Source organism: Accumulibacter sp. (assembly GCF_036625195.1).
Lineage (GTDB): Bacteria > Pseudomonadota > Gammaproteobacteria > Burkholderiales > Rhodocyclaceae > Accumulibacter.
In genome coordinates this window covers 3,315,320-3,330,954 of the sequence record NZ_JAZKUG010000001.1, presented here as the reverse complement: position 1 = coordinate 3,330,954, position 15,635 = coordinate 3,315,320, and the positions used below count along the sequence as shown (strand labels likewise).

Annotated in this window: 12 protein-coding genes; all 12 read left to right on the top strand. The window is 70.6% G+C overall.

Features of this window, described 5'->3' with window-relative positions; translation table 11 throughout:
• Positions 1-2 precede the first annotated feature (2 nt).
• The 12 genes from V5B60_RS14625 (at position 3) to V5B60_RS14570 (ending at position 15,461) form a co-directional block, all read left to right on the top strand.
• A complete protein-coding gene (locus V5B60_RS14625) occupies positions 3-1,325 on the top strand; it encodes an HD-GYP domain-containing protein (RefSeq protein WP_332347747.1) in 1,323 nt (440 codons plus the stop codon).
• Entirely contained in the window at positions 1,319-1,981 is a 663-nt protein-coding gene (locus V5B60_RS14620; protein ID WP_332350572.1) for an ABC transporter ATP-binding protein, read from the top strand. Before V5B60_RS14625 ends, V5B60_RS14620 begins: the two co-directional genes overlap by 7 nt.
• Positions 1,978-4,488 carry an FtsX-like permease family protein gene (locus V5B60_RS14615; RefSeq protein ID WP_332347746.1) on the top strand — a complete coding sequence of 837 codons (2,511 nt, stop codon included), beginning with the start codon at positions 1,978-1,980 and terminating at the stop codon, positions 4,486-4,488. Before V5B60_RS14620 ends, V5B60_RS14615 begins: the two co-directional genes overlap by 4 nt.
• Before the next feature lie 259 nt (positions 4,489-4,747).
• Positions 4,748-7,360 carry a Calx-beta domain-containing protein gene (locus V5B60_RS14610; RefSeq protein ID WP_332347745.1) on the top strand — a complete coding sequence of 871 codons (2,613 nt, stop codon included), beginning with the start codon at positions 4,748-4,750 and terminating at the stop codon, positions 7,358-7,360.
• Positions 7,361-7,498: 138 nt separating this feature from the next.
• Positions 7,499-8,419, top strand: a complete 921-nt coding sequence (locus V5B60_RS14605) for a DUF4338 domain-containing protein (RefSeq protein WP_332345729.1) — start codon at positions 7,499-7,501, stop codon at positions 8,417-8,419.
• A complete protein-coding gene (locus V5B60_RS14600; RefSeq protein WP_332346274.1) occupies positions 8,416-9,936 on the top strand; it encodes a transposase family protein in 1,521 nt (506 codons plus the stop codon). Before V5B60_RS14605 ends, V5B60_RS14600 begins: the two co-directional genes overlap by 4 nt.
• 445 nt (positions 9,937-10,381) lie before the next feature.
• Complete coding sequence (locus V5B60_RS14595) at positions 10,382-10,756, top strand: hypothetical protein (protein ID WP_332347744.1); 375 nt, start codon at positions 10,382-10,384, stop codon at positions 10,754-10,756.
• A 55-nt stretch (positions 10,757-10,811) separates the two neighbouring features.
• A complete protein-coding gene (locus V5B60_RS14590) occupies positions 10,812-12,929 on the top strand; it encodes a CsgG/HfaB family protein (protein ID WP_332347743.1) in 2,118 nt (705 codons plus the stop codon).
• Between the two features lie 19 nt (positions 12,930-12,948).
• Positions 12,949-13,290, top strand: a complete 342-nt coding sequence (locus V5B60_RS14585; RefSeq protein WP_332347742.1) for a hypothetical protein — start codon at positions 12,949-12,951, stop codon at positions 13,288-13,290.
• A 112-nt stretch (positions 13,291-13,402) separates the two neighbouring features.
• A complete protein-coding gene (locus V5B60_RS14580; protein WP_332347741.1) occupies positions 13,403-13,927 on the top strand; it encodes a glycine cleavage system protein R in 525 nt (174 codons plus the stop codon).
• 59 nt (positions 13,928-13,986) lie between these two features.
• Complete coding sequence (locus V5B60_RS14575; RefSeq protein ID WP_332347740.1) at positions 13,987-14,280, top strand: antibiotic biosynthesis monooxygenase; 294 nt, start codon at positions 13,987-13,989, stop codon at positions 14,278-14,280.
• On the top strand, positions 14,277-15,461 hold the full coding sequence (locus V5B60_RS14570; RefSeq protein ID WP_332347739.1) for an iron-containing alcohol dehydrogenase: 1,185 nt from the start codon (positions 14,277-14,279) through the stop codon (positions 15,459-15,461). Before V5B60_RS14575 ends, V5B60_RS14570 begins: the two co-directional genes overlap by 4 nt.
• The last annotated feature ends 174 nt before the right edge of the window (positions 15,462-15,635 follow it).

Below are 15,635 nucleotides of genomic sequence, written 5' to 3'. Positions count from 1 at the left end.
CGATGGCGACTGCCCCAGCTCGCGGCGACGGCGACATCCAGGAGGGCGAGATCGCCATCGTCGCGGCCCAGCTGCGCCCCGGCGTGCACGTCCGCCTGCCGATTCCCTGGATGGCGCATCAGTTCCTGTTCAGCTCCTTCGTCATCGCCGACGACGAGCAGGTCCGACTCATCGCCGCCATGCAGCTGCCGGAGCTTTTCTGCGACCCACGCCGCTGCCGGGTCGAACCGCTGCCGCCACCACGCGATATCGCAGTCGACCCGCCACCGACTGCCGACACCGCCGCCGAGCGGGCTCGCCTGGCGGCCGTGACGGCGGCGGCTCTGGCCGAGAAGCAGGAGCGCAGCCGCGTCATGCAGCGTCTGCGCGAGGGCCTCGACCGCGCGCAGAAGCTCTACCTCGGGGCGGCGACGGCGGTGTCGGGGGCCCTCCGGGACTTGCCCGCTCGCCCGCAGGAGGCCGTCGCCGAAGTGCTGCGCGTCAGCGCCGACTCGACGGCCGCGCTGCTCGGGGACACCGACAGCGCGCTCGTGCTGATCGCCGAGAGAGCGCACGACGACCGGCTCGCCGCGCACTCGCTGGCGGTGATGACGCTCGCGCTGCTCATCGGCAGACAGGCGCAGATTCCGCCGACAGCACTGCCGGCGATCGCCAGTGGCGCGCTGCTGCACGACATCGGCAAACTGCAGATCAGTCCGTCGATCCTGCGCAGCAGCGAGCGCAACCGGCACGAGGAGGCGATCTACCAGTCGCACGGCCCCAGCGGCCAAGATACGGCAAGGCGCGCCGGAACCCTTGCACCACCCGTGCTCGACGCGATCCGGCACCACCACGAACGCTGCGACGGCCGTGGCTTTCCGGACCGACTCAGCGGCAACGCGATTCCCCTGACCGCACGCATCGTCGCCATCGCCAACCGCTTCGACAACCTCGTCAATCCGCTCGAACCCGGGCGCGCGCTGTCGCCCTCGGAAGCCTTGTCCGTGATGTGGACCCGCGAGCGGCCGGCCTTCGACGAGCACCTGCTGCAGTTCTTCATCCGCGCCATGGGCGTCTACCCACCGGGATCGATCGTCCGCCTGACCGATGGCCGCATCGCCGCCGTCGTCGCCGCGGCAGCGGCAGACAAGCCGCTCCTGCCGACGGTCATGGTCTACACGCCGGAGATTCCACGCCAGCAGTCGATCATCATCGACCTGGCACGAATCGACGGCCCCGCCATCGAGCGTGCCCTGCGTCTGCAGGAACGCAGCCCCGAGGAGCTCGACTACCTGCTGCCGCGACGCAGGATCAACTGGTGCCACCTGTCCGAGCGACGATGCTGACGGTCACCGGCCTGGCCAGGCGACACCGCCAAGCCAGCCGCGCGCTGTTCACCGACCTCGCTCTGAGCGTCGCCACCGGCGAGATCGTCGCGCTGGTCGGTGAATCGGGGATCGGCAAGAGCACCCTGCTCAACTGCATCGCCGGCCTCGACATGCCGGACAGCGGCTCGATCGCGATCGGCTCGCCGGCGGTGGACATCGTCCGCCTCGACGAGGCCGCACGGGCAGCGCTGCGCGCGCGCAGCATCGGCTTCGTCTTCCAGGCCTTTCATGTCCTGCCGACGCTGACCGTCGCCCAGAACATCACCGTGCCGCTGCTCCTCGCCGGCGTGCCGCCGGCCGAACACGCGCCGCGCACGCGGGCGCTGCTCGACGACGTCGGCCTGTCGGGCTTCGCCGACCGCTGGCCGGCGTCTCTCTCGGGTGGCGAGCTGCAGCGGGTGGCCATCGCGCGCGCGCTGGTGCACCGGCCGCGACTGATCCTCGCCGACGAGCCGACCGGCAACCTCGACCCGCGCACCGCCGGCCAGGTGCTGGCGCTGCTGCTCGAACGGGTCCGCGAGCAGGGGGCAAGCGCGCTGATCGTCACCCATTCGCGGCACGTTGCCGAGTCCTGTGACCGCATCCTGACGCTGACCCCGCTAGGGCTCGAATGAGGATCCTCGCCGCCTGGCTGATCCGCGCCCAGTTCCGTACCCGACGGGCGGCGACGCTGCTGTCGATGCTGGCGATCGCCCTCGGTGTGGCGCTGGGCTACTCGATCCACCTGATCAACGAGGCGGCCCTCGCCGACTTCGCGCGCGCCATGAAGACCGTCCAGGGCGAGCCGGACGCCGTCATCGCCGCCCGTGACAGCGCCGGCGGCGTGCCGCTGACGCTGGTCGACGAGATCGCCAGCGATCCGGCGGTACTCATTGCCGGCGCGGTGATCGAAACCCGCGTGCGCATCGGCAGCCAGCGCACGCCGCTGCGCCTGATCGGCATCGACGTCTTCAGCGCGCCGGCGCTGATGCCGGCACTGCTGCCGCGCGATGCCGAGCGAGTGGCGACCGGCGGCATCCTCGATGGCGGGTTGTACGCCTCGCCAGCCCTGCTCGGCGAACTCGGCCTGCAGGCCGGCGCGACGCTGACGCTGCTGCGTGGCGATCAACGCTGGGTGGCGACGATCCGCGGCGACCTGCCCGCCGCCGGCCGCGACGATCTCCTGCTGGTCGCCGACATCGCCTGGGTGCAGGAACACTTCGGGCCAGCCGACGCGGTCAGCGAGATCCGCGTCCGGCTGGCGCCCGACGGCGATCCGGCCGGCTGGCAGGAACGCGTCGCGGCGCGCCTGCCGCCCGCCCTGCTGCTGCGCGTCGCAGAGGACGACGGCGAGCGCGCCGCGAACCTGTCGCGCGCCTACCGCGTGAACCTCAACGTGCTCGCTCTCGTCGCCCTGCTGACCGGCGCCTTCCTCGTCTTCGCGACCCAGCTCACCGCCGTTGCGCAGCGCTCGACGCAGTTCGCCCTGCTCGGCGTACTCGGCCTGCCGCCGCGCATGCGCCTGCTGCAGGTGCTGCTCGAAGGGCTGGCGATCGGCCTGCCCGGAGCCCTGTTCGGCCTCGCCCTCGGTTACGCGCTGGCCATGGCCTTCACCCGCTTGCTCGGTGGCGACCTCGGCGGCGGCTACTTTTCCGGCAACGTGCCGGTGATCGTGCCCCGCCTCCTGCCGGCAGCCGGCTTCCTGCTCCTCGGCTGTGCCGCCAGCCTGGCCGGTGCCGCCTACCCGGCCTGGCTGAACCTGCGCCAGCCGCTCGTCGCAGCACTCAACAACGGCTTCACCGCACACCCGCAGCGACCGCGCCAGCGCGGCCGGCAGCTGCTGCTGCCGGCCGCGCTGGCACTGCTCGCCGGCGGGCTGCTGCAACTGCCGCCGCTCTCGGGGGTGCCGCTGGCCGCCTACATCGCCATCGCGCTCGTCCTCTTCATCGGCGTCGCCGGCGCGCCGCTGCTGACGCAGGAGATCTTCGGCCGGGCAGCCGGATTGCAGTTGCCGGCACCGCAGCGCATCGCCCTGCAGAACGTCGCGCAGGCGCCGCTGATGGCGCAGGTGGCGGCCAGCGGCCTGATCGTCAGCTTTGCGCTGACCGCCAGCATGGTGATCATGGTGTCGAGCTTCCGCGTCGCGGTGGACCAGTGGCTCGACCATGTCCTGCCGGCACCGCTCTACCTGCGCGGCAAGGCGAGCCCACTGCCGCAGGAGCTGCTGACGGCCCTCGAGCGCCCCGACGCGCCCTTCCTGCGCGTCGAACGGAGTGCCTACGGCAGCCTGACGCTCGACCCGCGGCGACCGACAGTGGCGCTGCTGGTGCGCGAGCTCGACCGTCGCGACCCGGCCGCGCGCCTGCCGTTCACGGGAGCGGTGGTCGTCCCGCCGGCGGAGATGCCGGTGGTCTGGATCAGCGAGGCGATGCACGAGATCTACGGCAGCCGCCCCGGCCAGACCCTGCGCCTGCCCGTGCTCGGACGCGAGGTCGAGGTCTTCGTCGGCGGCATCTGGCGTGACTACGCGCGCCAGTTCGGCGCCATCGTGATCAGCCGCGAGGATCATCAGCGACTCGGTGGCGACTTCCGTCCAAACGATCTCGCGCTCTGGCCACGGCCGGGGCAGGAAGTCGCCGCCGGCGACTGGCTGGCGGCACAGGTCGCCGCGCACGGGCTGGAAGTCGCAAGCAGCGGCGCCATCCGCCAGTTGAGCCTGTCGATCTTCGACAAGAGCTTCGCCGTCACCTACGCGCTCGAGGCGGCAGCGATGGTCATTGGCGTCTTCGGTCTCGCCGTCACGCTCACCGCCAGCGTCTGGTTGCGCGCGCGCGAACTGGCGACGCTGGCCGCGCTCGGCTTCGACCAGCGCATGCTGCGCCACTCGCTGATGCTCGAAGGCGCGCTGATCGCCGGCATCGGACTGCTGCTGGGCCTCGCCTGCGGCATCGCCATCGGCGCCGTGCTGACGCACGTGGTCAATCCGCAGGCCTTCCACTGGCGGATGCCGCTCGACGTTCCCTGGCTGGCCCTGCTCGCCGGCGCCGCCGCGACGCTGGCCGCTGCCATCCTCGCCAGCCGCCAGGCCGCGCGCCAGGCGACGCGGCTGCCGCTGGCGCAAGTGCTCGCCAGCAGCCAGTGAGCGGGCGCCGGCGGCAGCACGGCCGCCGGCGATCAACGATTGCCACCGCTGGCCGTGGGGCCACCTATACTGTCTACAGACCGCTCCCGCCCGCACACCCGGATCGTCATGCCGCTGCTGGACAGCCGCGGCCACCGGCAAGCTGCGCGGGATCAGGGAGTGTCGTGTCGGCATCGGCAGCAGCCCGTCGTGGCTCCTGCCGCCAGCCATTCGCAGCGGGCGACGGCGGTCGCCCACGAGGTGACGGGACAGGCTTGCAATGAGTTCGCTGGCGCAGCAACGGAGGCCACCGGGTCGTTGCGGGTACGCGCTGCGGCAGCGCACCCTCCCCTTTCCCGCCCTTCTCGCCCTGGTCGTCCTGTCGCTGCTGGCCATTGCCTGGCCCCGCCTGGCAAGCGCCATCCAGAACTGCCACGACTACACCTATCATGCGCTGACCGGCGAGGACGGCAACATGCTGAGTGCCGGCGAACTGCGCGCCCGCCTGGCCGCGCGCGGCTACACGAAGTACCGGTACAGTGCGTCGGCCGCCGTCGGCCGGCTCGACGAAAAACAGCGCTACCGCCCGGGCGACGCGCTGCTCTTCGGCGACAGTCACTCGGGCGTCGTCAACCCGGCCGGAACGATCGACCACTACTTCCAGAATTTCGTCGGCGATAGCCTGCCACGCACGAGCGAGGTGGTCGATCCACGCGACCTCGACTACCAGAAGACCCTTTTCAAGGGCTGGACGGTCGAGCGCATCCTGCAGGCACACCCGACCTATCGCGAGGATCAGATCGAGATCTGGCGCAAGGGCAGCCCGGACACCATCGGCTTCGTCGAATCCTCGGGCGAGGTCGGCAAGGATGTCGGCCAGGTGAGCCTTGCCGTCCACAGGGCCGGCAGTGGCCGGGGCGCCGTCAGCGTGCAGATCGTTCCCCGCGGCAGCCCGTGGTATCTGGCGACGGCATCGGCGGGTGTCAGTTACCGGCTCGCCAGCGACACCCTCGACTGGGCCGACGGCGAGCTCGGCAGGAAAACCGTCGACGTCGAGATCCTGAACAGCGATGCCGAACCCGGTGACCGCGCGCTGCTGCTCGGTATCGCCGTCAAGCGCGGCGATGCCCGCCCGGATCGCTGGCCGGAGACGACGCTCGTCCTCAAGCGCGCAGCGGCGAGCCGCGATCGCTCGCGGATGGGCGGCGAGATCAGCTTCGTCGAGGACGCGGTCACCGCCGCTCCGGCCGACCGCCAGGTACGGCTCATCGTCACCCGCGACGGCTTCAGCAAGGGGGCGGTGACGGTCGACTATCAGACGCAGCCCGGCAGCGCCCGACCCGGGGTCGACTACACCCCGGTCACCGGCAAGCTCAGCTGGGCCGAGAGTGACAAGGGCATCCGCAGCATCGACGTTCCCATCCTGGCAGCTTCCGGCGGCGGTGCGATGGCAAGCTTCACCGTCACGCTCGCCAATCCGTCCGGCGGCGCCGAGGTCGTCCGTCCGGCGACGGTCACCGTCAATCTGCAGCGAGCGCCGGTGGATCCCGGACAAGCGCTTCCGGGAGGCTCGCGCGCCGGGCCTGCAGAGGGCGACACAAGCGAGCCGGATCCTGCCAGCGCAGGGTCGCAGACGCGGCGCAAGGAGTGCCGCTACCTGCGGCTGAAGCCGGAGCAGGTGCAGATCGGCGCGGGCGGTCAGCTCAGCTTCACGGCGACCGCCGTCTTCGACGACGGCTCCGAGGCCAATGTGACACGTCTCGCGAGCTGGCAGCCGGGGCCGGCGAACACCTATGGCGCGCCGCCGGAGGTGCGCTTCGACGAGCGCGTGATCGTCCGCGCACGCTGGGACGGCTGTGAGGGGAAGGCCACCGTCGACCTGCAGGCGGCCGCATGGACACCGCCCCTGAGCCACGCCGACGATCGCCGGCCGGCTGAACCGGGAAGCGAGCCCTGGCGTCCGACCTGGTATGTCCTCTGCGACCGGAGTGGCCGCGTCGTGTATGGCGAAGACACGACCCCTGCCCTCTTCGGCATCATCGCTGGCCCGTTCATGGGACCGCGACGCGCCGAGCAGTGGATCGGGGAGAACTGTCCGCGAACCGTGTGCACGATCGAAGGCACATACGGCCTGTGCGCCCGCGAGCCACCGCCGGCGGCAGCCGCTGGTGACGGCTACCAGGCACTCTGCGATCCGACGGGACACGTCGTCATCGGCCGCTCCAGCACCCTGTCCGGGCACCGCCCGATGTCGCCGGCACTCGCCGGCGAGGCCAGTGCGCGCTGGTGGATCGAGCAGAACTGCCCTTCCTGGACGTGCACGCCCGACGGCGCCTGCGCCCGCGCCGGAGCGATCCGCAGTGGTGGCCGCTGGGCTGTGGTCTGCAGCCGGCAGCACGGTGGCGTCGGCTTCACCGAGTACCCGAATCGCGTCGACAGCTGGGTCTGGGTCGAACATCTGCTGAGCGACGGTGATGCCCGCAACTGGCTGGCCGCCAACTGCCCGAGTGAGCGCTGCGACCGGGATGGTCGCTGCCTGCCCGGCGGCCCGGCCACCGCGCCGTCCGCCCAGCAGCGACCCAGTGAGGTGCCGACAGGCAGCGTGCTCGACCTCTATGGACAGCGAGAGCGCTCGCGCCAGGGCGCCGGCAGCGGCAGCCTCGGGCCTTATTGGGGAGTCGGTGGACGCTTCTCGTCCGACACCCTGCGGCAACAGATGTCGCGTGACGGCCAGACGCAGTCCACGTCGCGCGACGGCGACGGTCGCAGTGCCGGCGGCGAGGTCCACTGTGCCAGCGACGCCACGTGTCCCGCCGGGTACAGCTGCCAGAACGGCCACTGTCTGCCGGCAAGGACCGGCGACGGCCAGCAACAAGCCAGCCCTGAAGCATGACCCGCGCAGCCCAGTCGTAGCAAGGCTTGACGGCCACCGCAAAAAAAGGCTTTCGCAAAGGAGGGCTAGACAATTTTCGAGGCCTTTGGCAGAATAGGCTGAGGTTAGCGGATCTGCGTTTCTGGTGAAGGTTGTGCGATGGATGCGATGACGCCGAGCAGTTGGGTGCACTGCGGCCGGGAGTTCAGTGCGCGAGAGGTTGCCGACATCTGCGCGACGGTGGCGTGGCTGCCCGGGTTGGCGCGCCATGAACTGGCGGCGACGCTGTGCGAGCATCTGGGCTGGGTGACGCTGACGGGGACGGCGAAGACGGGCGCCTGCCTGGAGTTCCTGCAGCGCTTGCAGGCGGCCGGCCTGCTCGTCCTGCCCGCACAGCGGGCCGCGCGGGTATCCCGTTCGACGCCACGCTGCCCGGCGCAGCCCCGGGCCGTTGCCGAGCCGATGGTCGAGCCGACTCCGGTGGAGGTTTCGCTGTCGGCCCTGGCCCCGGTCCGCCTGGAAGTGATCCACGACACCGCCTTGGCGAAGCAATGGGATGATCTGATGGCGCGCTGGCACCCGCTCGGTTTCCAGGGTGCCTTCGGCTACCGGTTGCGTTACTTCATCACGGCGGGCGAGCTGCGGCTCGGTTGTGTCCTGTTGTCCGGTGCCGCCCGGGCAGTGGCCGTGCGCGACGACTGGATCGGCTGGACCGCTCAGACCCGGCGCCACAACCTGCCACGGGTACTCAACAACAGTCGCTTCCTGATCTTCCCGCACGTTCGCGTACCGCATCTGGCCAGCCAGGTGCTCGGCCAACTCGCGCGTCGTGCGCGCAGCGACTGGCTCGAACATTGGGGCTTCGAGCCCCTGCTGCTGGAAAGCTTCGTCGACCCGCGACAGCATACCGGCACCTGCTACCGGGCTGCCGGTTGGCAATTGCTCGGAGAGACCAGCGGACGCGGGCTGGCCCGCCCTGGGCGGACCTATCACAGCACGCCTCGGCAAGTATGGGTCAAGCCGCTCGGCAGCGACGGTCGGGACCGGCTGTGCGCCGTGACCGAGCCCACCCGGCGATGAGCAAACCCTGCAGTCGTCCGACGCGTGCCGGCATTCGGGCGCAACGCAGCGACAAGAGACGGCAGGAGCAGGCGCTGAACGCGAAGCGGCGCGCGATGGGACAACGGCCCCAGTCACCCCCGCCGCTGCCCAACCGATGCTCGGCCTTCACGACCATCGACGAAGAACGGGCAGCCCGCGAGGACGCCGTGAGCAAGCAGGCACGCCTCCTGCGCCAGGAGCTGCCGGCCTTGCTCGACCAGCTGGAACGGATTCCCGACCCGCGGGCCCCCAGGAAGCGCCGGCACAAGCTGACCGCGCTGCTGCTCTATGGGCTGCTGATGTTCGTCTTCCAGTTCGCCTCCCGGCGCGAGACCAACCGCGAAATGACCCGTCCGCAGTTCCTCGCCAACCTGCAATTGCTGTTCCCGCAGATCGAGGCCCTGCCGCACGCCGACACCCTCTATCGGCTGCTGCGCGACATCGACCTGACGCAACTCGAACAGGCGCACGTCGACCTGGTGCGCCGCCTGATCCGCGGCAAGAGCTTCCGGCGTTATCTGATCAACCACTGCCATCCGATCGCCATCGATGGCTCGCAGAAGCTCGCCGGCGACACCCTCTGGGCGGAGGAACTCCTGCAGCGCAGCGTCGGCAAGGACGAAAACCGCCACACCCAGTACTTCGTCTACGTGCTCGAAGCCAGCCTCGTCTTCCACGGCGGTCTGGTCATCCCGTTGCTCAGCGAGTTCCTCGAACACGCGCTGGGCGACAGCGAAGCGCAGAAGCAGGATTGCGAGCTGCGCGGCTTTGCGCGCTTGAGCGACCGGCTCAAGAGGCTGTTCCCGCGCCTGCCGATCCTGCTCGTGCTCGACGGACTCTACGCCAACGGGCCGGTGATGCAACGCTGCCGGCGCGCCGGCTGGCAGTTCATGATCGTCCTCCGGGACAAGGATCTGCCCTCGGTCTGGGAGGAGTTCCGCGCGCTGCAGCCCCGGCAGTCGCAAACCCGGCAGCTGGACTGGGGCAAACGCCAACAGCACTTCAGCTGGGTCAATGACATCGAGTATGCCTTTGGCGCGAACGGTCGTTGCCGGCTCAAGCTGCACGTGGTCGTCTGTGAGGAAAGCTGGCAGCGGGTCGACCAACAGGCCGCCATCGTGACCGAGACGGCACGCCACGCCTGGCTCTCCAGTCGGCCGCTCAGCTGCGAGAACGTCCATGTGCGTTGCAATCTCGGCGCCCGCCACCGCTGGGGCATCGAAGCGGGCTTCCTCGTCGAGAAACACCAGGGCTACCACTACGAGCATGCCTTTGCCCTCGACTGGAATGCGATGCGCGGCTACCACCTCCTGATGCGGCTGGCGCATGTCTTCAATACCCTGGCGCGCTTCACGCGACAGCTGCGCGATCTGTTCGACCAACTCGGCGTGCGCGGGGCCATCGCCTTCATCCGAAATTCCTGCGCTGCGCCCTGGCTCGATTCCGCGCGGATGCGCGTGCTTCTCGCCAAACCCTTTCTGCTGCAACTCGAGTGACCTCTCCAGGACGGCCCCAGGAACCACCCCGCGCGGTGCGCTCCGTGCAGGGAGAGGCTCGCCCAGAGATCACAACGGAGTTCCTGCCACCGATCGACACCCTCTTCACGGACCCCACACCACCCACGCATCCAGCCCTCACCTGCCACCAGCCTCCAGCAATCTGACCGCTTCAGCGCCGAAAACGGGGGCTTCCGGCAAGCGGGGCCGATTCAGCAGGGTCATGCTTCAGGGCTGGCAACAAGCCAGCGCCGCGACCCGCGACACGTCCAGCCGGCCGCCTGCTGTCGCGACACCCGCCGTCACCGGAGCCAGCGCAGCGGCCACCACAGCGGCCGCCCCGTCGACTGCGGCGGGCAGTCCGCCGGCCGGAGTCTACGAACCGAAGGGGAACGGTCAGCCCTGCCTGCAGGTCGGGCAGCAGATGGAGGCGCGCTGTCGCCAGATGTCGGAGGACTGCAACCGCCGCAACTGCTCGGGCGGCGGCTACTCGGGCTGCGCCCTCGATTGCCCGGGCTGTGGCGGCTATTTCGGCAGCTACATCGCCTGGTGCAGCCTGCACCCCGCTTACCAGGCGAAGGTGAGCGCCGGCCTGGCTGGCTTCGTCGCCGAGATCGGCACCTGCATCGCCCAGTTCCTCGCCGACGGCAAACCCGGCCGGCGCGAGCGGGGCGCCGACTGCCAACGCCAGGCGCAGCGCAAGCTGGACCAGGGCCGCGACGCCTGGGTGCAGCAGACCTGCCAGGCGCGCTGCGCCGAGGACGGCCGCAAGGGCGTGGCGGTGCTCGGCGGCGCCCGCCACCGCTGCGAATGCCATTGAGCGCCGCAACGCGCACCGCCGGCAGCCAGACGGCCGACGACGAGAAAGGAGCACGATGCAAGCCGCTGCACAGACGCCGCCAACCGCCGGCGGCGACCCGCCGAGCCCGCCCCCGATGACCGGTGCAGGCTTCGGCCGGCGACGCAGCACCGCCGTCGGCCGAAGCCTGAACAGTTGCTTCCGCCTGCTGGCGGGCCTGTTGCTGTCGGCGGCGACTCTCGCCGCAGCAGGCGAGTTCGGCCTCGAGCTGCGCGATACGGGCGACGCGAGCGGTGCCGAGGTGGCGACGGTGGCCCCGGACAGCAGCGCGGCGACAGCGGGCATCCAGCCCGGCGACATCGTCCGCCGTCTGCAGCAGACGCCGATCGGCGGCGCCGCCCAGTTTTCCCTGCGCGCCCGCAGCGTGCCTGCCGGCGAGCCCGTGACGCTGCGCATTTCGCGCCAGGGCTGGGAACGCGACATCGTGCTGCCGCCGCAGGCAGCCCGCCCGGCGCCAGCGCGACGGTTCGGCCTGCACCTGGCCGAGCCGGCTGCGGGCACCCAGCCCACCGGCAGCGTCGCGATCGCTGCCGTGCTCGCCAACACGGCAGCGGCCGAAGCCGGCCTGCAGCCAGGCGACCTCGTGACCCGCGTCGACGGCCATCCCCCCGGCGGCGCGAGCGGGCTCGTCGGCCTGCTGCAGGAGGCCGCTGCCGCCAACCGCCCCTTGCGTCTCGTCGTCCGGCGCGACGGCTGGGAGAAGGAAGCGCTGCTCAGTGCCGCCGCGCCAGCGGCCGCGATGACCACCGCCGAGTGGGACGCTGCCGACCGGCTCGCTGCGGCTGCCGTACCGGCGCCCGCCGCCGCGAGCCGGTCGGCTGCAGGCCGCGCAGCGGGCCCGCCGGCGGCCGACACTGCGGCAGCCGCGCAGGTGCGCGCCGAGCTGCTGGCGCTGGACGAAGCCAGCTACCGCGCCTACAAGACCGACCTCGAGCTGGCCGACGCCGCCTACGAAAGCGGCCGCTGGCAGGACGCCGAACGCCATTATCGGCAGGCGACTGCGCGCGTGCCCAGCGAAGCTCAGAGCTGGGCCAGGCTCGGCCATGGCCTGCTGATGCAGCAGCGTCATGCCGACGCCGTACGCGCCTGCCGCAAGGCACTCGATCTCTCTGGGCCACGGGCGGAGACGCTGAACAATCTCGCCCTCGCATACGCCGGACTCGGAGCCCTGGCGCAGGCGCGGGACGCCTATCTCAAGGCCATCGAGACGGCCCCGGAATGGCCGCTGCCCTACGCCGGACTGGCCCTGGTCCACTACACCCGCCAGGATTGGCCAGAGGCCGAGAAATACTACCGCCTGGCGCTCGAACGCGACCCCGGCAACGCCAGCCACCGCCAGATGCTGGAGGTGCTGCGGCAACGACAGGGCGAGCTGACGACGGCCAGCCCGGCGACGGCGGCGCCGGTCGCGGCGACGTCCGACGCCGCGGCCCTACAGCCAACGGCACCGCCGATGGCGACCGGAGCAGGCGCCGAACCGGCGGCGCGCCCGGCCGCCCGGTCCACCGGCGCGATGCCTGCCGAAGCCGTGCCGCTGGGCAGGAAGGCGATGATCGCGATCGGCGAATTCATGGTCAAGGCGGCGGGTGCCGGGCAATTCGTCGGCGATGGCCTGCGTGAAATGATGATGACGACGATGCACGAGAACGGTCGCTTCATCGTCGTCGAACGTCTCGATCTGCAGGGCCTTGCTGCCGAACAGGCCCTCTCGCGGTCGCCGCTGGCACGCCCGGACGCGATCATTGCCGAAAGGCAGATGGATGTCGCCGAGATCATGGTCTCCGCTGCCGTCACCGAGTTCGAGCTCGAAGCATCGGGCGGCGGACTCGAGCTCGGCGTGCCGAAGATTCCGCTCACTTTCGGCCATCAATCCCGCAACGCCCACCTGGCGATCGACGTCCGCGTCATCGACATCGCCACCGGTCGCGTGCTCGGGGCCAAGAGGATCGAGGGCAGGGCGAGCGCATCGCAGACCAGCATCGGCGCGACGCTGTCGCACCGCGGGGCCGCCATCCCGGTCAGCCTCGGCGGCTTTCGCAACACGCCGATGGAAGCCGCGATCCGCGACTGCGTGCAGCAGGCGAGCGAATACATCATCAACAGCACGCCGAAGAAGTACTTCCGGCACGACTAGCCGCCGATCGACGACGCCCATGGGAACGCCCCGCAGCAGCACCGCGCTCCTCGCCAGCCTCGTGCAGGCGATCGTCGGCACCGCCCAAGCGGCGACGGCCACCGTGCCGACGCCGGAAGTGCTGGAGATGTTCGCGCAGCGCGAGCGGGCGCGCAGCGAGCAGTTGTGGCTGCGCAGCGACCTGCAACCACCGCTCGTGCTGCCCTTCGCCACCCGCCATCCGCAACGCCCGGACTGGCAGGACCCCTGGTCGCGTCCACCGCGCAGCGAGCCGTCGCACGACGGCCGCGACCTGCCATGCCGTCCGACGCGGCACCCACCGCCGCCCTATCGGCGCTGCCCCGAAGCCGGCGCCTGGTGACCGGGCGCCAGCAGCTGCCGCCCTCTGCCGACGCAGTGCGTGCCGCAGCACCCTGCTCCGGCTCGCGGCCGCGCGTTAGAATGAGGGCTCACCGTCCCCGGAGCGCCACCTCATGAACGTTTCCCTGGTTCTCACCGTCATCGGCGATGATCGACCTGGTCTCGTCGAGCAGCTTGCGACCGCCATCAGCCGGCACCACGGCAACTGGCTCGAGTCATCGATGTCGAATCTTTCCGGCAAATTCGCCGGCATCGTCTGCGTCAGCATCGGCGAAGGCGATCTGCCGGCGCTCGAAGCCGAACTTGCCGCGCTGCCCGGCCTGCGCGTCGGCTGTGAGGTCTCGCGAGCAGCGGCCCCACCGGCTGCCACGCGGCGGCTCAAGCTGTCGCTCGTCGGCCACGACCGCATCGGCATCGTCCGCGAGGTGTCGCAGGTGCTCGCGCGGCACGCCATCAACGTCGAGGATCTCAGCACGCATACCGCCAGCGCACCGATGTCGGCGGGCATCCTTTTCCACGCGACCGCCGAGCTGACGGCGGCAGCGACCCTCGACGTCCGCCAACTGACCGGCGATCTCGAACATCTGTCGAACGACCTGATGGTCGACATCACGCTCGACGAGGCGATCCGCGCCTGACCGCACGCACCCGATGCGGTCGATCCATCAAGCAACCGTTGCCAGCCAAGGAGCGCATCATGCAGGTCACCCTCGTCCATGTCCGCGTCCGTCCGCAGTCGGTCGACGCCTTCATCGCCGCCACGCGGGCGAATCACGAAGCTTCGGTCGGCGAGCCGGGAAACCGGCGTTTCGACGTCCTGCAGGCACCTGAAGACGCCACCCGCTTCATCCTCTACGAAGCCTACGCCTCGGCCGCCGACGCCGCCGCGCACAAGCAGACGGCGCACTACCTCGCCTGGCGCGACGCCGTCGCCGGGATGATGGCCGAACCGCGCCGGGGTGAGCCGATGAACGGGCTGTTCCCGGCGTGAGCGACGCCTTCGCCCCCTTCTCGATCGCACGCCTGCCGCGCATCGAGTTCGGCAGTGGTGCTCTCGACCGGCTGCCGGCGATCGTCGCCAGTTACGGTAGCCGGGTGCTGCTCGTCACCGGCGAGCGCTCGTTCGTCGACTCGGCTGCCGCCGGCCGCGTGTTCGCGCAGTTCCAGCAGCTGGGCCTGGGTTGGCAACGGCTGCCGGTGTCCGGCGAGCCGTCGCCGGGGTTCGTCGATGACAGCGTCGCCGCGCTGCGCGGCACCACCTGGGATTGCGTCGTCGGCATCGGCGGCGGCAGCGCGCTCGATGCGGCGAAAGCGGTCGCCGGCCTGCTGCGGCCGGGGAATTCGGTGCTCGACCATCTCGAGGGGGTCGGCCCCGAATTGCCCTACCGCGGGCCGGCAACACCGTTCATCGCCGTCCCGACGACCGCCGGCACCGGCTCCGAGGCGACGCGCAACGCCGTCCTGACGGCGCCCGGCGGCTTCAAGAAGTCGTTCCGCGATGAGCGGCTGGTGGCGGAATGGGCGATCGTCGATCCCGACCTGCTCGCCACCTGTCCGCCGGCGCTGATCGCCGCCGACGGCCTCGACGCCTTCACCCAGCTCCTCGAGGCCTTCGTCGCCACACGGGCCAACCCGCTGACCGACGCCCTCGCCCGCTCCGGCATCATGGCCGCGCGCGACGCGCTGCTCGCGCTCCACCGCGAGCAATCGGCGACGGCCCGTGCGCAGATGGCCCATGCCTCGCTCTGCTCCGGGATCTGCCTGGCACAGACGGGTCTCGGCGCCGTGCATGGCCTCGCCTCGCCGCTCGGCGCCTTCTTCCCGATCCCGCACGGCGTCGTCTGCGGCACGCTGGTGGCGAGCGCGACCGCGTGCAACATCGCCGCCCTCGAAGCGCGCGAGCCGGACAACCCGGCGCTGCCGAAGTACGCCGAGATCGGCCGCCGCTTTGCCATGCAGAAAGGCCTCAACGGTCGCGACGCCCGCCACTTCCTCATCGACACGCTGCGCCGCTGGGAGATCGAACTCGAACTGCCCCGTCTATCGGCCTACGGCATCGGCGAGGACGACCTGCCGCGCATCGTCGCCGCCAGTCGCGGCGGCAGCATGAAGACCAATCCGCTCGTCCTCAGCGACGACGAACTGCGCCAGATCCTCGTCGCGCGGCTCTGAGCGTGGCGGGCCAGGCCATCTTGCCGCTAGTGGCGGCGGACCGGCGCTGCGATCATCGGGCCAACGCGTTGGCGGCTTGCATTGCCCATAGCCCTGTTAAATAATGGCACGGCAGGCGCGAGCAGGCGCCAGCGTGGTGGCTGCGGCGGTCGGGCCAGCGTACTGCGGGAACCG